The following is an 18,578-nucleotide window of genomic DNA, read 5'->3' on the forward strand; positions in this document are numbered from 1 at the left end:
TCCCCTTTTGGGAATCCATTTTTGATAAATAAATAATATGCTATAATTAACATCGTCTGTAATTAAATATTAATAGATAGGAGAGAGAACAATGGAGGAACCTTTAGGAAATAAAGAGCGATTCCAACTCTTGCTCCAACAGTTGCAATTAACTGATGATGCGATTGTTAACCATTTTCACTATGCAGAAATTAAAAAAGTTGTCATCGAAAAACGAGAAAAAAAATGGCACTTTCACTTTATATTCAATCGAATTTTGCCATACGATATCTATCAGCTTTTTTCTGCACAATTAATAAAAACTTTTTCTCATATTGCTAAAATAAGCTATACGATCGAAGTGAATGACCAGTCATATAATGAAAAACTTATATTAGAATATTGGCATTATTGTATTCAGGAAATGGAAGGAATTGCTCCACCTTTATTAAAACGATTAAATGAGCAAGTTCCTGTCATTCAAGGAAATAAAATTATCGTACATGTTCAAAATGAAACAGAAGGTCTCTCGATAAAAAGAAAGTATGCTGAAATGATCGCGAATACTTATCAAACAATGGGTTTTCCGATGCTAACCATTGACACCGAGATATCATTAGAATCATCCAATCAAGAATACGAGAAATTTCTTGCAGCTAAACAAAAAGAAGATGCAGAAAGAGGTCTTCAAGCATTATTAGATATGCAAAAGAAAGAGGCTGAAGCAGAATCTTCTAGTGTTGTTGCTGAAGGTCCTCTCACAATTGGGTTGACCATCAAAGATGATGCAGATTATCGAAAACTGATTGATATCGTTGATGAAGAACGTCGTGTGGCGGTTGAAGGGTACGTATTTTCAGCAGAAACGAAGGAGCTTCGCAGCGGAAGGACTCTATTAACCTTCAAAATTACTGATTATACAAGTTCCATTATTGTTAAGATGTTTTCTAGAGATAAAGAAGATGCAGCTCTCTTTGAACGAGTCCAAAAAGGAATGTGGTTAAAAGTACGAGGAAGCGTACAAAATGATACATTTGTCCGTGACCTCGTCATGATTGGAAATGATATAAACGAAATTAAGCCTCTTGAGAGAAAGGATACAGCTCCAGAAGATGAGAAACGAGTTGAGCTTCATCTTCATACGCCGATGAGTCAGATGGATGCTGTTTCTTCTGTAAATGCACTTGTTAGTCAGGCGAAGAAATGGGGACACAAAGCTATTGCCATAACTGATCATGCTGTTGTCCAATCATTCCCGGAAGCTTTTAGCAGTGGGAAAAAGAATGATATTAAAATTTTGTATGGTGTGGAAGTAAATTTAGTAGATGATGGTGTTCCAATTGCGTATAACGATGCACATCGGTGTCTTGTAGATGATACGTTTGTCGTATTTGACGTTGAAACGACTGGATTATCGGCTGTTTATGATACAATCATCGAACTTGCAGCAGTTAAAATTAAAGACGGAGAAATTATTGATCGGTTTGAATCATTTGCAAATCCGCATCACCCACTTTCTGCAACTACGATTAACTTAACAGGCATTACGGATGATCTAGTCGAAAATGCTCCTGAAGTGGAAGAGGTATTGCGAAACTTCCACGATTGGATAGGGGACGCTGTATTAGTTGCGCACAATGCTTCTTTTGATATGGGCTTTTTGAATGTCGGCTATAAAAAGCTAAATTTTGAAAAGGCTCCAAACCCTGTTATCGATACTTTAGAACTGGCGCGTTTTTTATATCCCGAAATGAAAAACCACCGTTTAAATACACTTGCGAAAAAATTTGATGTTGAACTAACTCAACATCACCGAGCAATTTACGATGCTGAAGCAACTGGATATTTACTCTTAAAAATGCTTAAGGATGCCCATGCAAAAGGAATAGAATATCATGACCAGTTTAATGAGCATATGGGTGAAGGCAATGCATATCAACGTGCGCGCCCGTATCATTGTACATTGCTCGTTCAAACTGAAGCTGGTTTGAAAAATTTATTTAAACTAGTCTCGATTTCCCATATTAACTATTTTTATCGTGTACCTCGTATTCCAAGATCACAGCTCCAAAAATATCGCGAAGGGATTCTCGTCGGTTCTGGGTGTGACAAAGGGGAAGTTTTTGAGGGAATGATGCAAAAATCACCGGATGAAGTCGAGGCAGTAGCGAGTTTTTATGATTATATTGAAGTGCTTCCAAAAGAAGTGTATGCTCACCTCTTAGAACTCGAACTCATCAAAGATGAGAGAGCACTTGAAGAGATTATTAGTAATATTATTAAATTAGGAGAGAAATTGGGGCTGCCAGTTGTTGCGACGGGAAATGTACATTATTTAAATCCAAATGATAGCATCTACCGGAAAATTCTTATTAACTCACAAGGCGGTGCAAACCCGCTCAATCGTCATAAGCTACCAGAAGTACATTTTAGAACGACAAATGAGATGCTCGAATCCTTTGCCTTTTTAGGAAAAGAAAAAGCAAAAGAAATTGTCGTTCATAATACAAATAAAGTTGCTGATATGATTGAATCGGTCAAACCAATTAAAGATGATTTATATACACCAAAAATTGAAGGTGCAGATGAGGAAATGCGCCAAATGAGCTATGATATGGCGAGAAAAATATATGGCGACCCCTTGCCTGAAATTGTTGAGGCCCGCCTAGAAAAAGAGTTAAAAAGTATCATAGGACATGGTTTTGCCGTTATTTATTTAATATCTCATAAGCTAGTAAAAAAATCTTTAGATGATGGCTATTTAGTAGGATCACGTGGCTCAGTTGGTTCATCTTTAGTAGCGACGATGACAGAAATAACAGAGGTAAATCCGCTTCCACCTCATTATGTTTGTCCGGAATGTAAGAATTCTGAGTTTTTTAATGACGGGTCTGTTGGTTCTGGTTTTGATTTGCCTGATAAAAATTGTCCTAATTGTGGTGCGACTTACAAAAAGGATGGGCATGATATCCCGTTTGAAACTTTCCTCGGATTTAAAGGAGATAAAGTTCCTGACATAGACTTAAACTTTTCAGGAGAATATCAGCCTCGGGCTCATAATTATACGAAAGTGCTTTTTGGTGAAGAGTATGTTTACCGGGCTGGAACAATTGGCACAGTTGCCGATAAAACAGCTTTCGGTTATGTGAAAGCATATCAACAGGATAATAATCTTCAAATACGAGGGGCAGAAATAGAAAGGCTAGCTACAGGCTGTACAGGTGTAAAAAGAACGACAGGACAGCATCCAGGTGGTATCATTGTTGTTCCAGATTATATGGATATTTATGATTTTTCACCCATCCAGTTTCCTGCAGATGATAAAAATTCAGAATGGAAGACCACACATTTTGATTTTCACTCAATTCATGATAACGTATTGAAATTAGACATTCTTGGACATGATGATCCAACTGTTATTCGGATGCTACAGGACTTGAGCGGAATCGACCCGAAAACAATTCCAACTGATGACCCCGAAGTGATGAAGATTTTTAGCAGCACAGAATCACTAGGGGTTACAGAGGAACAAATAATGTGTAAAACGGGTACATTAGGAATTCCTGAATTTGGGACAAGGTTTGTTCGCCAAATGCTTGAAGAAACGAAACCGACAACTTTTTCCGAGTTAGTCCAAATATCAGGATTATCACATGGAACAGATGTATGGTTAGGAAACGCACAAGAATTGATTCAAAATAAAACTTGTAACTTAAGTGAAGTAATTGGATGTCGTGATGACATAATGGTGTACTTAATCTATCAAGGACTAGAGCCTGCATTTGCATTTAAAATTATGGAATCTGTCCGTAAAGGAAAAGGTTTAAACGATGAGATGGAAACAGAAATGCGCCGCAACGAAGTTCCTGAATGGTATATAGATTCTTGCAAAAAAATTAAATATATGTTCCCGAAAGCGCATGCTGCAGCATATGTTTTAATGGCAGTTCGCATTTCCTATTTTAAAGTTCATCACCCGCTTTTCTATTACGCAGCTTATTTCACTGTTCGTGCAGAAGATTTTGATGTAAATGCAATGGTGAAAGGTTCTCAATCAATTCGTGCTTTAATTGAAGAAATAAATGCGAAAGGTTTAGACGCTTCTACGAAAGAAAAGAACTTACAAACTGTTATGGAATTAGCATTAGAAATGACTGAGCGTGGATTCTCATTCAAAAAAGTAGACTTATATCGATCGAGTGCAAATGAATTCATTATTGATGGGAACTCATTAATCCCTCCGTTTAATTCGATCCCAGGACTTGGGACGAATGCGGCTATCAATATTGTGAAAGCAAGGGAGGAAGGAGAATTCCTTTCGAAGGAGGATCTCCAACAACGCGGTAAAATTTCCAAGACAGTTATTGAGTATCTAGATAATCAAGGCTGTCTAGATTCTTTGCCAGAGCAAAATCAACTTTCTCTCTTTTAATATTATCTTGTAAAATGTACGATAAACCCTTGTGTTTACAGCTATTCCATTTGCATAAAGAATTTGGTTATGGTATAGTTTTAGTGGAAATACTATTTATAACTCTCGTTTAAGAAGAGTGGGGCAACCCACTCTTTCGTGTTTTTTTATTCATTCTAAAGTAAACAATGTTAAGCATGCTAGTAAAGGAGGGAAAGTATGAGTCAAGTGACTGAAACGGTCGAAAAATTAGTCACTCCTATATTAGAAGAATTAAATTTAGAATTGGTCGATATTGAATATGTAAAGGAAGGAAGAGACTGGTTCCTTCGAGTATTTATCGACAAGGAGAATGGAGTCGACATCGAGGATTGTGGACTCGTTAGTGAACAATTAAGTGTTAAACTCGATGAGATAGATCCGATTCCTTATAACTATTTTCTAGAAGTATCATCTCCTGGAGCAGAGCGTCCTTTGAAAAATGATAAAGATTTTCAAAAAGCTGTCGGGAAAAATGTGTTTATTAAAACTTATGAGCCGATCGATGGTGAAAAAACATTTGAAGGCATATTAACAAGTTTCGATTCGAAAACAGTAACAGTTGAAATTAAAATAAAAACGAGAAAGAAAAGTATTGAAATACCATATGAAAAAGTGGCCAATGCTCGTTTAGCAGTGGTTTTTTCTTAATAATAATATGACGAGCTTCAGCGCTTCGAGGCTCTCGGGTCTAAGCAAATCCGCCAAGAAGGTTAAAAAACATTCTTCCTGTCGATTTGACTAATGTTTGTTGCCCGAGTCAATGCGCTTACGCTTTAAGATCAAAGGGGGATAAAAATCTCATGAGCAGCGAATTATTAGATGCTCTTGTTTTGCTAGAAAAAGAAAAAGGAATTTCGCGCGATATTATTATAGAAGCGATTGAAGCAGCGCTTATATCTGCATATCGCAGAAATTTTAATCAGGCTCAAAATGTTAGGATTGATCTGAACCTTGCGAGTGGGACTATGCGAGTATTTGCGAGAAAAGAAGTTGTTGATGAAGTATTTGATCCCCGATTAGAAATTTCACTCGAGGACTCTCAGAGAATTAATCCAAATTATCAAATTGAAGATATCGTCGAGCTTGAAGTAACACCGAAGGATTTTGGACGAATTGCGGCTCAAACTGCGAAGCAAGTTGTTACACAACGTGTTCGTGAGGCTGAAAGAGATATTATTTATTCTGAATTTATTGATCGTGAAGAAGATATTATGACTGGTATTGTTCAGCGACAAGACTCAAAGTTCATCTATGTAAGTTTAGGAAAAATTGAAGCCATTCTTCCAGCAAATGAGCAAATGCCGAATGAGCAATACAAGCCACATGATCGAATAAAAGTGTTCATCACAAAAGTTGAGAAAACAACAAAAGGACCTCAAATTTATGTTTCAAGAACTCATCCTGGATTATTAAAAAGGCTTTTCGAAATTGAAGTGCCTGAAATTTATGATGGTACAGTTGAAATTAAATCGGTCGCTCGCGAAGCTGGAGATCGTTCGAAAATTTCTGTTCATTCTGCAAACGAAGAGGTCGATCCAGTAGGTTCTTGTGTTGGTCCTAAAGGAACACGTGTTCAAGCGATTGTTAACGAATTAAAAGGTGAGAAGATAGACATTGTTAAATGGTCTGCAGATCCGATAGTTTTCGTTGCGAATGCTTTAAGTCCTTCGAAAGTGCTGGATGTTATTGTGAATGAAAATGATAAGGCGACAACTGTTGTTGTTCCTGATTATCAACTTTCTTTAGCAATTGGAAAACGTGGTCAAAATGCGAGGTTAGCCGCCAAATTAACCGGCTGGAAAATAGATATTAAATCAGAGACGGAAGCACGTGAACAGGATATTTATCCTCGTGAAGAATCATTATTAACATTTAAAAATGATGATTATGAAGAAAATTTCGATCTTGAAGATGAAATGGAATAAATGAGGTGGATGAGCGTGAACAATCGAAGAAAAGTTCCGTTGCGTAAATGCATCGCTACAGGTGAAATGAGGCCAAAAAAAGAACTCGTTCGCATCGTTCGCTCGAAAGAAGGAGAAGTATCTGTTGATCCGACTGGGAAAAAATCAGGTCGCGGTGCCTACCTTTCGAAAGATAAAGAAGCAGTGCTTCTTGCAAAAAAGAAAAATATACTAGCCAATCATTTAGAAGTTTCAATCGCTGATTCTATATACGATGAGCTTTTAGAACTAATTGAGAGGGAGAAACGACTATCTAAATGAATTCGAATCAATGGATGTCATTGCTTGGCTTAGCAAATCGAGCACGTAAAATTACTTCAGGTGAAGAGCTGACGATTAAAGAAATTAGAAATGGTAAAGCAAAGCTAATTCTTCTTTCAGCTGACGCTTCTGAAAATACAGCTAAAAAAATTACTGATAAATGTACCTCTTATCAAGTTCCTTATAAAATTGTTGAAAATCGGCAAATTCTCGGAGCTGCGATAGGAAAAGAGGCCCGCGTAGTTGTAGCTGTATTAGATAATGGATTCGCAAAAAAATTGCAGTCGATGCTCGATTAATTCTAGCGGGGGTGAAAATATGAGTAAAATGCGCGTTTACGAATATGCTAAAAAGCAGAACGTATCTAGCAAAGACGTAATAACAAAATTAAAAGACTTAAATATTGAGGTTTCTAATCATATGACAACAATCGAAGCGGCAGCCATTCAAAAACTGGACGGAGTTTATAACAAGAAAGAAGATAAGCTGCCGCCAAAACAAAATAATAAGCAACAAGCGTCAAGTCACCAAAAGCCACAACAACAAGCCAAACCAAAACAAACGGTTGACTCTGCTATTAATGAAGATGACAATGTAGCACCTAACAAAAAAGGCAGTAATCATGATCCAAAAGCAAGAGACGGAAAAAAACCTAACCAAGAAAATTATGGAAAAGAGAATAAGCCTATTAATAAAAACAACAAAAATAAATCAAATAACAATAAAAATCGAACTAACAAAGGAAAGAACCAGCAAACCTCAGCACCAGCTCCTAAAAAAGTAAAAGAACTTCCTACAAAGATAACTTTCAGTGAATCTTTAACAGTTGCTGAGCTTGCGAAAAAGCTGCACCGCGAGCCATCGGAAATAATCAAAAAGTTGTTTATGCTTGGTGTAATGGCAACGATTAATCAGGATCTGGATAAGGATGCCATTGAACTAATTGCTAGTGATTTCGGAGTAGAAGTTGAAGAAGAAGTGAAAATAGATATTACAGATTTAGAAGCTTATTTCACAAATAGTGACGATGAAAAATTAGTTGAACGTCCAGCTGTTGTGACAATTATGGGGCACGTTGACCATGGTAAAACAACAACTTTAGATTCGATTCGTAATACGAAAGTGACTGCAGGAGAAGCAGGTGGGATTACTCAACATATTGGTGCTTACCAAGTTGAAGAAAATGGAAAGAAAATTACTTTTTTAGATACACCAGGTCACGCTGCATTTACAACAATGCGTGCTCGTGGTGCTCAAATTACCGATATTACCATATTAGTTGTTGCAGCTGATGACGGTGTTATGCCTCAAACAGTCGAAGCAATTAATCATGCAAAAGCAGCTGAAGTACCAATCATTGTAGCTGTTAATAAAATGGATAAAGAATCGGCAAATCCTGATCGTGTTATGCAAGAATTGACTGAGTATGGTTTAATTCCCGAGGCGTGGGGTGGCGATACGATTTTTGTTCCGATTGCAGCTTTAAAAGGAGAAGGAATTGACAATCTTCTTGAAATGATTCTTCTTGTAAGTGAAGTTGAAGAATATAAAGCGAACCCGGACAGACATGCTGTCGGTACAGTTATTGAAGCTCAGCTTGATAAAGGCCGTGGCTCTGTTGCAACTTTACTTGTCCAAAATGGAACACTAAAAGTAGGAGATCCAATTGTTGTTGGGAACACATATGGTCGTGTCCGAGCAATGGTTAATGACTTGGGTCGCCGTGTAAAAACTGCTGGGCCATCAACACCGGTTGAAATTACTGGTCTTAACGATGTTCCTCAAGCAGGCGATAGATTCGTCGTCTTACCAGACGAAAAAACAGCAAGACAAGTCGGTGAGTCACGTGCCCAACAAGCTTTACAAGCTCAACGAAGCGAGAAGACGCGTGTAAGCCTAGATAATTTATTCGAACATATGAAAAAAGGTGAAATGAAAGAATTAAACATCGTTGTCAAAGCAGATGTCCAAGGTTCTGCAGAAGCACTTACAACAGCTTTACAAAAAATTGATGTTGAAGGTGTAAATGTTCGAATTCTTCACACTGGTGCAGGGGCGATTAATGAATCAGATATTACGCTTGCTGCTGCATTTAATGCCATTGTAATTGGTTTCAACGTTCGACCGGATAATAATGCAAAACGGGCTGCAGAGGCAGAAGGCGTTGAAATTCGTTTACACAGAATTATTTATAAGGCGATAGAAGAAATAGAGTTAGCGATGAAAGGTATGCTTGATCCTGAATTTGAAGAAAAAGTGATTGGGCAAGCTGAAGTTCGTCAAACCTTTAAAGTATCAAAAATTGGTACAATTGCTGGTTCATACGTAACGGATGGGAAAATTACTCGTGATAGTGGTGTTCGCTTAATTCGTGATGGAATCGTCATTTTTGAAGGTGAAATAGATGCTTTAAAACGTTTTAAAGATGATGCGAAAGAAGTTAGCCAAGGCTATGAGTGTGGAATTACCATTAAGAACTTTAATGATGTGAAAGAAGCTGACGTCATTGAAGCGTTCATTATGCAGGAAATTGAACGCAAATGATAATCGGACTTGCAGCTTGTGAATGTATCATTTATGACACACATTCCTTAAAGGAAAAACGAGCTGTTTTACAACGGATTCTTTCAAGGCTGAAGCAAAAATATAATGCTTCTGTATCAGAGGTGGAGTTTCAAGATTTATGGCAGCGAACGAAAATTGCCATTGTTGTTGTCTCCTCCTCTCGAGCCTCGACAGAGAAAGAATTACAAAATGCATTAAAGCTAATCGATTCATTTCCAGAAATCGAACGAACAGTAACAGATATTGAATGGCTTTAAAAAGAGGTGAATAGAATGAGCCTTCGAGCAAATAAAGTTGGAGAACAAATGAAAAAAGAACTTGGAGAAATTATTGGTCGTAAACTTAAAGACCCACGTGTTGGTTTCGTTACGGTCACAGATGTTCAAGTTACAGGCGATCTTCAACAAGCGACCGTATTTATTTCAGTTCTTGGAAATGAGGAGCAGAAAGAAAATACACTTAAAGGACTTGCGAAAGCAAAAGGATTTATTCGTTCTGAAATCGGTCAACGCATCCGGTTACGGAAAACACCAGAAATTTTCTTTGAATTTGATGAATCCATTGATTATGGTAATCGTATTGAAACATTACTTAATCAAATTCAAAGCGAGGACAGCACGAAAGATAAAGAGGACGAATAAATAGCAAAAATGAATTAATTTTTAGTTTGGATAGACACGAGTCTATCCATTTTTTTCGAAAATGACGAAAAGAGGGAAAAACAATGGAAGGGATATTACCTCTTTATAAGCCAAAAGGGATGACATCACATGACTGCGTGTTTAAGCTTAGAAAAATATTAAAAATGAAAAAAATTGGTCACACTGGAACTTTAGATCCGGATGTAACGGGTGTACTTCCTATTTGTTTAGGGAGAGCAACAAAAGTGGCTGAATACATCACAGAAGCTGGTAAAGCATATGAGGGAGAAGTGACGATTGGATTTTCAACAACGACTGAAGATTCATCAGGTGAGCTTGTTGAAAGGAAGAAAATAAATGGTTCGATTTCGCGTAAGCAGCTAATAGAAGTGTTAACGAAATTAACAGGCGAAATTACTCAAACCCCTCCTATGTATTCAGCGGTTAAAGTAAATGGTAAACGGCTATATGAATATGCAAGACAGGGAATTGAAGTAGAAAGGCCTTCGCGAGTAGTGAATATTTATTCAATTGAACTTCTTGATGATAGAGATAGCTTTAATGGAGAAACAATTAGCTTTCGGTTTCGTGTTTCATGCAGTAAAGGAACGTATATTCGCACTTTGGCTGTGATGATTGGAGCAGAGCTAGGCTATCCAGCACATATGTCGGAACTAATTAGAATTCAGTCTGCTTCCTATTTTTTAGATGATTGTTTAACCTTTGAGGAAATTGAAAAAAGAGTAGAAGCGGGAATACTTGAAGAAAAGATAAGACCGTTAGAGTCTGCGCTTTCTCATTTGCCGAAATATACGATTAATGATACAGTAGCAAAGAAAGTACAAAATGGAGCGGTCCTTCCGACCGCACATCATTTATTAAACATAAATGGTCCTTTCGTTTTTGAAACAATTGATCATATTGCATTGGCAATCTATGATCATCATCAGCAAAAGCAAGGACTGTTGAAGCCTGTTAAAGTATTAAGAAATGAACAATTAGGCTAATGCTCTATATAGGAAAAAGGTGAATCATCATGGAAGTTATTTCATTGCATCATCCACATGATATGAGTAGAGATGTCAAACCTCAACTCGTCATGGCACTAGGATATTTTGATGGTGTCCATTTAGGGCATCAAAAGGTCATCTTAACCGCAAAAGAAATGGCTGAACAAAAAGGAATGAAGAGTGCAGTAATGACCTTTGATCCTCATCCATCTGTCGTGCTTAGCAAAGATGTTAAACACGTTGAATACATTACACCTCTGAAGGATAAAATTGAATTGATCTCAAGTTTAGGGATTGATTATTTATTTATCATTAACTTTACTCGTGAGTTTGCCAATTTGTTACCACAGGAATTTGTTGATCGTTATTTAATTGAACTTAATGTTCAGCATGTTGTGGCAGGGTTTGATTATACATATGGACGTATGGGCAAAGGAACAATGGAGACATTACCCTTTCATTCACGTGAACAATTTGGGTTTACAGTTATTCCAAAAGTAACAAAAAGTGAAGATAAGGTCAGCTCAACTTTAATTCGATCTCATCTTCGTGTTGGAAATTTGGAGGAACTTCCATCCCTTCTCGGTCGTTTTTATACAACAAAAGGCATCGTTATCCACGGTGACAAAAGAGGCCGTACAATCGGATTCCCAACCGCAAATGTTGGGTTAGAAGAAGACTATATTATCCCTCCACTTGGCGTTTATTGTGTTCGTTTTTATGTTCATGATAAATGGTATGAAGGGGTTTGTAATGTAGGATTTAAACCTACATTTCATAAGGAAGCTTCATTGAAACCCTCGATTGAAGTTCATATTTTTGATTTTGACCAAGATATTTATGGTGAAGAAGTTGCGGTTGAATGGCATCAATACTTAAGAAAAGAACAGAAATTTTCTAGTATAACAGAACTCATTGCCCAAATTGAAAAAGATAAGGCTGAAGCATTAAACTATTTTGCTAAAATGAAATAATACCTTTTAGTTTCGTTATCATTTTAGTTTTTCTCTTTATAAGTCTTGCTTTTTTTCATAAAAAGAGGTATTCTTATTAACGTATTAAATGAACCTTTGCTTGGCAAGTCGACTCACCGACGCTTGCTCGGTAACAGGGGATTTATCATTTAGGAGGTGAAATGGATGGCTATCACAAAAGAACGCAAAAACGAACTTATTAATGAGTATAAAACTCATGAAAATGACACTGGTTCTCCAGAGGTTCAAATTGCTGTCCTTACAGAAGACATCAACAAATTGAATGAACATTTACGTACACATAAGAAGGATCACCATTCACGTCGTGGTCTTATGAAAATGGTAGGTAAACGTCGTAACCTATTAACTTACTTACGTAACAAAGATGTTCAACGTTATCGTGTGTTAATCAATAAACTTGGCTTACGTCGATAATTGAAAAAAGCGGGATTTATCCCGCTTTTTTACTGTTTACTAGAAAGTCCACTTTTCAATAGGTGGTTTAGCTAAATCGTTCGTTTACTTAAAATGTTATAATTACTTTTATAAAAAAGCTATACTTGAAATATACATATTTTATTTTAATCAGTAATTATTCTGTGCATACTAAGTTTATGATATAAACAAAAGTAAAGTAAGATTTTTCGTAAAACCTTATAGGGAATTGGTAGAGAGGGGTACAAAGATGGGACAAGAAAAGCACATCTACTCGATAGATTGGGCTGGACGCAAGCTGTCTGTTGAAATTGGTCAGCTAGCGAAACAAGCAAACGGCGCAGTATTAGTCCGTTATGAAGATACAGCTGTACTAAGTACTGCTACAGCATCAAAAGAACCGAAGAATTTGGACTTTTTTCCATTAACAGTAAATTATGAAGAGCGTTTATATGCTGTTGGAAAAATTCCTGGAGGTTTTATTAAAAGGGAAGGACGCCCAAGCGAAAAAGCTATTTTAGCAAGTCGTTTAATTGATAGACCAATTCGTCCATTGTTTGCAGATGGATTTCGTAATGAAGTACAAGTAGTAAGCATGGTTATGAGTGTTGATCAAGATTGCTCATCAGAAATGGCAGCTATGTTCGGTTCTTCATTAGCACTATGTGTTTCCGATATTCCTTTCGGTGGACCAATTGCTGGAGTCAGTGTAGGAAGAATTGATGGTGAATTTATCATTAATCCAACAGTCGCGCAATCAGAAAAAAGCGACATCCATTTAGTTGTAGCAGGAACAAAGGATGCCATTAACATGGTGGAAGCTGGAGCGGAAGAAGTTCCCGAAGAAACAATGCTTGAAGCAATCATGTTTGGCCATGAAGAAATAAAGCGTTTGATTGCTTTTCAAGAGGAAATTGTTGCGGAAATAGGGAAGGACAAGCTTGAAATCACTCTTTATGAATTAGATAAAGAGCTAGAAGACAAGGTTCGTTCACTTTGTGAAAAAGATATGATTACGGCCATTCAAGTACAAGAAAAACATGCTCGAGAAGATGCGATAAAAGCTGTAAAAAAAGAAGTGATCGAAAAGTTTGTTGAAATGGAAGCAACAGATGATGACTTGAAACATGTTACGCAAATTCTAGATAAGATCGTTAAAGGTGAAGTACGAAGATTGATAACAGAGGACAAAGTTCGACCAGATGGTCGTGGCCTAGATGTCATCCGCCCACTTTCTTCTGAGGTTGGCATTCTTCCGCGAACACATGGTTCAGGATTGTTTACACGTGGACAAACTCAAGCATTAAGTGTATGTACTTTAGGTGCTCTTGGTGATGTCCAAATTCTTGATGGATTAGGCATTGAAGAAGAGAAACGCTTTATGCACCATTATAATTTTCCTAACTTTAGCGTCGGAGAAACTGGTCCAATGAGAGGCCCAGGCCGTCGGGAAATTGGCCATGGTGCATTAGGAGAACGTGCTTTAGAGCCTGTCATTCCGTCTGAAAAGGATTTTCCTTACACAGTGCGTCTCGTTTCTGAAGTTCTTGAATCTAACGGTTCCACTTCCCAAGCAAGTATTTGTGCAAGTACGCTTGCGATGATGGATGCTGGGGTTCCAATTAAAGCTCCAGTTGCTGGGATTGCAATGGGTTTAATTAAAACAGGGGAGCACTACTCCATATTAACGGATATTCAAGGAATGGAAGATCATCTTGGTGATATGGACTTTAAAGTTGCAGGTACGGCTAAAGGTGTAACGGCATTGCAAATGGATATTAAAATTGAAGGTCTCTCTCGCGAAATACTTGAAGAAGCACTTCAACAAGCTAAAAAAGGCAGGATGCAAATTCTTGATTCAATGCTTAGCACGCTTGCCCAACCTCGTCAACAACTTTCAGAGTACGCACCGAAGATATTGATGATGACAATCAATCCGGAAAAAATTCGTGATGTCATTGGACCGAGCGGTAAGCAAATTAATAAAATTATTGAAGAAACTGGCGTGAAAATTGACATTGAACAAGATGGTACGGTGTTTATTTCTTCTGTTGATGAAGCAATGAATCAGAAGGCGAAGAAAATTATTGAAGACATCGTTCGTGAAGTTGAAGTTGGCCAAATGTATTTAGGAAAAGTAAAGCGAATTGAAAAATTCGGAGCATTTGTAGAAATCTTCAATGGAAAAGATGGTCTTGTTCATATTTCTGAACTTGCTGAAGAGCGTGTTGGCAAAGTAGAAGATGTCGTGTCCATTGGGGACGAAATACTTGTGAAAGTTACTGAGATTGATAAGCAAGGTCGAGTGAATCTATCTCGAAAAGCTGTTCTTCGTGAACAACGTGAACAAAAAGAAAAAGCCCAGCAGTAAAATTTACCTTAAAATTGAAAATACATTCATCTAGTCAGGGAAGCCCCTGGCTTTTTTAATTTTTAGAAAAGTTAAGAGACGCTTGTACAATGGTACAGAAAAGTTCGTAATAGCGAAAGGAAATATATTTATTAAAACTATTTAAATAATCCATACTAATAAGTGAGGCCTCGTTCTAGCTTGTTCTTACTAATCATACTGTTTAGTGAAGGAGGCGAAGGATATGAGGAAGTTTATTCATTTAGTTATTATTTTTTTATTTGCTTTATTTATTGTGAATAATCCCTTTACAACGAACTATGTATCCGGATTGAAAAAAGATTCATTTTATGTGACAAAGCAAAGGGATGCGTTGTACAAAGAAATTGAGCAGCAAGCGAAGGAATACTATATCCCACCAATTGACGCAAAGATTGATCGTGTGTGGAAGGCAATACCTGGACTTAATGGGTTACAAGTAGATGTTGAGGCCTCTTATAAAAAAATGAAAGCGGATAGTCAGTTTAGTAAAGAGAAACTCGTTTATAATCAAATAAAGCCGCAAATCCAATTAAGCGATCTCCCACCTAGCGTCATTTATAAAGGGCATCCAGATAAGCAAATGGTAAGTTTTTTAATTAATGTAGCCTGGGGAAATGAATACTTGCCAAAGATGCTATCGATATTGAAAAAATATAATGTTCATGCAAGCTTTTTTTTGGAAGGAAGATGGGTGCAAAATAATCCGGAATTTGCAAAGATGATTATTGATGCCGGTCATGAAATTGGCAATCATTCATATTCACATCCAAATATGGAACAAATCTCCGCTGGCAAAACAAGGGAAGAAATTCAAAAAACGAATGAAGTAATCCAAGCGATAACAGATAAGCCTGTTCAATGGTTTGCACCACCAAGTGGAAGCTATCGTGAAGAAACAGTACAAATTGCAGCAGAGATGAAGCTTGGTACAATTATGTGGACCGTTGACACAGTTGATTGGAAAAAGCCTACTCCAGAACAATTACTTCAACGTGTCATAAGTAAAGTCCATAATGGCGCAATGATATTAATGCATCCGACAGATTCTACAGCAAATTCCCTTGAGCAATTAATTATTCAACTGCACCAGAAAAATTTGCAAATTGGCACAGTTTCTGAACTTTTAAGCTCAGATAGGCCAATAAATTAAATAAGTTATGATAAACTTTGGTAAAATTTATCGTAATGCTATATGATTAGAAAGTCAGCAAAGTTTTTGGAACAGGAGGAAGTTAATTGATAAGAAAATACACATGTCAAAACGGAGTAAGAGTCGTACTTGAAAATATTCCAACCGTTCGGTCTGTCGCAATCGGAGTTTGGATTGGGACAGGCTCAAGAGATGAAAATATAAAAAATAATGGGATTTCTCATTTTTTAGAACACATGTTCTTTAAAGGGACAGAAACAAGATCGGCAAGAGAAATTGCAGAGTCATTTGATAGTATTGGTGGACAAGTAAATGCCTTTACTTCGAAGGAATATACTTGTTACTACGCAAAGGTTCTTGATACACATGCAGATTTTGCTCTAGAAGTACTTGCAGATATGTTTTTTAATTCCACATTTGTCACAGAAGAATTGAATAAAGAAAAAAATGTCGTTTATGAAGAAATAAAAATGTATGAAGATACGCCTGATGATATTGTCCATGATTTATTAAGCAAAGCCATTTATGAGACTCATCCACTAGGTTTTCCGATTTTAGGAACAGAAGAGACGTTAGCTACATTTAATGGAGAGACTTTAAAACAATATGTACATAATATGTATACACCTGAAAATGTTGTTATTTCTATTGCAGGGAATATTACCGAGTCTTTCATTAAAAATGTGGAGCAGTTTTTTGGATCATATAAAGGTGGAAATCGAGAAGGAGTAAATGATAAACCTCATTTTCATACAAATCAAGTTTCTCGAAAAAAAGATACAGAACAGGCTCACTTATGTATAGGTTTTGAAGGATTGCCAGTTGGACATGACGATATGTATAATTTAATTATTTTAAATAATATACTTGGCGGCAGTATGAGTAGTCGTTTATTTCAAGATGTTCGTGAACAAAAAGGTTTGGCCTATTCTGTATTCTCTTACCATTCGGCTTTTCAAGATAGTGGAATCGTGACTTTATATGGGGGAACAGGTGCAAAACAGTTAGATGTACTGTTTGATACGATGCAAGAAACATTGAAAAAGCTAAAGCAGGAAGGGATTACAGAAAAGGAATTGAATAACAGTAAAGAACAGTTAAAAGGAAGTTTAATGTTAAGCTTAGAAAGTACGAATAGTCGTATGAGCCGAAACGGTAAAAATGAATTACTTCTTGGCCGTCATCGTACATTAGATGAGATCCTTGAGCAAATTGATGCTGTTTCTAAACAAAAAGTAGATGAGATGGCTAGAACTATATTTACTGACAACTACTCAGTTGCTCTAATCAGTCCGACTGGTGAATTACCAAAAAATATATGATAAAGGAAGGACAGTCTGTTTTTGACAGGCTGTTTTTTTATGGGCGATAACTTAGTCTAAAAACGGCGACGAGCATATAGATTATATAAAGAAGGAAAAGGGGGATGACAATGAGGTTGAGTGAGTTGAGTGGGAAAGAAATAGTTGACGTTAAAAGAGCAGAAAGATTAGGAGTGTTAGGGCAAACAGATCTTGAAATAAACGAAAAAAATGGACAAATCCAATCGCTCGTAATTCCATCAGTCAAATGGTTTGGGTTAAAAAGGCAGGGAGAAGAAATTAGAGTACCATGGAGTCATATTAAGAAAATCGGAAATGATATGATCATTTTGGACATTCCAAATGATGACGAGCAATAAATTATAAAAAAATGTAACGGCAATATTTCACAATGATGTAGATTAGAAGCTCTCTAGCTAATCTGCATTTTTTTGTTTTGGCTTCTTATTCAAGTCAACTCACCGTTTTTTAAATAAGTACATATGATGTGGAAGTAGTTGTAAAAATATTTCCGTTAGAAGAAGGTGGAGGTTCATGCTAACAGGAGTACAAATTGCAGTAATCGGCGGTGATGCAAGGCAGCTAGAAATCATTCGGAAATTGACAGAACTAGATGCCAAGCTTTCATTGATTGGTTTTGAACAATTAGATTATGCCTTTACCGGAGCCGTAAAGGAAAAAATAGATGAAGTAGAGTTTGAAAATAAAGATGCACTCATCTTGCCAGTTCCAGGAACAAGTCTGGATGGTCAAATTGAAACGATTTTTTCGAATGAAAAGGTTTTTTTACGAAAAGAGATGCTTTTAGAAACACCTGCTCATTGTACGATTTACTCAGGTATCACAAATTCTTACTTAGATAGTATTACGAAGCAAACAAATCGTAATCTTGTGAAATTATTTGAACGGGATGACGTTGCCATTTACAACTCCATTCCAACGGTTGAAGGAACCATTATGATGGCTATCCAACATACTGATATAACCATTCATGGCTCAACTGTCACAATACTTGGTTTAGGGAGAGTCGGGATGAGTGTTGCTAGAACTTTCGCAGCTCTTGGTGCAAAAGTAAAAGTTGGTGCAAGAAGAAGCGAACATCTTGCTCGAATTACCGAAATGGGCTTAATTCCATTTCATTTAGATCAATTAGAAAATGAAATAAAAGATGCAGACATTTGTATTAATACAATCCCTTCTCTTATCGTCACAGCGTCTGTCATTTCCAAAATGCCGATTTCCACATTAATAATTGATTTAGCATCTAAGCCAGGTGGTACAGATTTTAGATATGCAGAGAAAAGAGGTGTGAAAGCTTTGCTTGCACCTGGACTCCCAGGTATTGTCGCTCCAAAAACAGCTGGACAAATTTTGGCAAATGTTCTTTCACAATTAATTAAAGAAAATACGAAAAGTGAAAGGGGAAAGTAAG

16 protein-coding genes are annotated in these 18,578 nt (G+C 36.8%); all 16 read left to right on the forward strand.

Annotation, left to right across the window (positions count from 1 at the left end):
• The first annotated feature begins 91 nt into the window (after nucleotides 1-91).
• The 16 genes from KDN24_RS10585 to dpaA all read left to right on the forward strand — a co-directional run bounded on the left by KDN24_RS10585 (nucleotide 92) and on the right by dpaA (nucleotide 18,577).
• Entirely contained in the window at nucleotides 92-4,411 is a 4,320-nt protein-coding gene (locus tag KDN24_RS10585; RefSeq protein WP_491348410.1) for a PolC-type DNA polymerase III, read from the forward strand.
• Between the two features lie 198 nt (nucleotides 4,412-4,609).
• Complete coding sequence (gene rimP / locus KDN24_RS10590; RefSeq protein WP_409974824.1) at nucleotides 4,610-5,080, forward strand: ribosome maturation factor RimP; 471 nt, start codon at nucleotides 4,610-4,612, stop codon at nucleotides 5,078-5,080.
• Between the two features lie 152 nt (nucleotides 5,081-5,232).
• A complete protein-coding gene (gene nusA / locus KDN24_RS10595) occupies nucleotides 5,233-6,357 on the forward strand; it encodes a transcription termination factor NusA (RefSeq protein WP_409974825.1) in 1,125 nt (374 codons plus the stop codon).
• 15 nt (nucleotides 6,358-6,372) lie between these two features.
• Nucleotides 6,373-6,657: an RNase P modulator RnpM gene (gene rnpM, locus KDN24_RS10600; protein WP_409974826.1), complete on the forward strand. Its 285-nt coding sequence runs from the start codon at nucleotides 6,373-6,375 to the stop codon at nucleotides 6,655-6,657.
• Entirely contained in the window at nucleotides 6,654-6,956 is a 303-nt protein-coding gene (locus KDN24_RS10605) for a YlxQ family RNA-binding protein (protein WP_409974827.1), read from the forward strand. The genes rnpM and KDN24_RS10605 overlap by 4 nt, the downstream gene beginning before the upstream one ends.
• Nucleotides 6,957-6,975: 19 nt before the next feature.
• On the forward strand, nucleotides 6,976-9,201 hold the full coding sequence (gene infB, locus KDN24_RS10610) for a translation initiation factor IF-2 (protein WP_409974828.1): 2,226 nt from the start codon (nucleotides 6,976-6,978) through the stop codon (nucleotides 9,199-9,201).
• Nucleotides 9,198-9,479: a DUF503 domain-containing protein gene (locus KDN24_RS10615; protein ID WP_409974829.1), complete on the forward strand. Its 282-nt coding sequence runs from the start codon at nucleotides 9,198-9,200 to the stop codon at nucleotides 9,477-9,479. The genes infB and KDN24_RS10615 overlap by 4 nt, the downstream gene beginning before the upstream one ends.
• Before the next feature lie 15 nt (nucleotides 9,480-9,494).
• Nucleotides 9,495-9,863 carry a 30S ribosome-binding factor RbfA gene (rbfA, locus tag KDN24_RS10620; protein WP_409974830.1) on the forward strand — a complete coding sequence of 123 codons (369 nt, stop codon included), beginning with the start codon at nucleotides 9,495-9,497 and terminating at the stop codon, nucleotides 9,861-9,863.
• Between the two features lie 83 nt (nucleotides 9,864-9,946).
• On the forward strand, nucleotides 9,947-10,870 hold the full coding sequence (gene truB, locus KDN24_RS10625; RefSeq protein WP_409974831.1) for a tRNA pseudouridine(55) synthase TruB: 924 nt from the start codon (nucleotides 9,947-9,949) through the stop codon (nucleotides 10,868-10,870).
• A 29-nt stretch (nucleotides 10,871-10,899) separates the two neighbouring features.
• Nucleotides 10,900-11,847: a bifunctional riboflavin kinase/FAD synthetase gene (ribF, locus tag KDN24_RS10630; RefSeq protein ID WP_409974832.1), complete on the forward strand. Its 948-nt coding sequence runs from the start codon at nucleotides 10,900-10,902 to the stop codon at nucleotides 11,845-11,847.
• A gap of 165 nt (nucleotides 11,848-12,012) precedes the next feature.
• Complete coding sequence (rpsO, locus tag KDN24_RS10635; RefSeq protein ID WP_409974833.1) at nucleotides 12,013-12,282, forward strand: 30S ribosomal protein S15; 270 nt, start codon at nucleotides 12,013-12,015, stop codon at nucleotides 12,280-12,282.
• A gap of 250 nt (nucleotides 12,283-12,532) precedes the next feature.
• The gene (pnp, locus tag KDN24_RS10640) at nucleotides 12,533-14,653 is read left to right on the forward strand and encodes a polyribonucleotide nucleotidyltransferase (RefSeq protein ID WP_409974834.1); all 2,121 of its coding nucleotides are present in this window, start codon (nucleotides 12,533-12,535) and stop codon (nucleotides 14,651-14,653) included.
• A 223-nt stretch (nucleotides 14,654-14,876) separates the two neighbouring features.
• A complete protein-coding gene (locus KDN24_RS10645; protein WP_409974835.1) occupies nucleotides 14,877-15,824 on the forward strand; it encodes a polysaccharide deacetylase family protein in 948 nt (315 codons plus the stop codon).
• A gap of 86 nt (nucleotides 15,825-15,910) precedes the next feature.
• Entirely contained in the window at nucleotides 15,911-17,146 is a 1,236-nt protein-coding gene (locus KDN24_RS10650; protein WP_409974836.1) for a M16 family metallopeptidase, read from the forward strand.
• A gap of 110 nt (nucleotides 17,147-17,256) precedes the next feature.
• Nucleotides 17,257-17,505, forward strand: a complete 249-nt coding sequence (locus tag KDN24_RS10655) for a YlmC/YmxH family sporulation protein (RefSeq protein ID WP_409974837.1) — start codon at nucleotides 17,257-17,259, stop codon at nucleotides 17,503-17,505.
• Between the two features lie 175 nt (nucleotides 17,506-17,680).
• A complete protein-coding gene (dpaA, locus tag KDN24_RS10660; protein WP_409974838.1) occupies nucleotides 17,681-18,577 on the forward strand; it encodes a dipicolinic acid synthetase subunit A in 897 nt (298 codons plus the stop codon).
• Nucleotide 18,578 lies beyond the last annotated feature (1 nt).

The sequence above is a fragment of the Cytobacillus sp. Bva_UNVM-123 genome (assembly GCF_046351715.2).
GTDB lineage: Bacteria > Bacillota > Bacilli > Bacillales > Cytobacillaceae > Cytobacillus.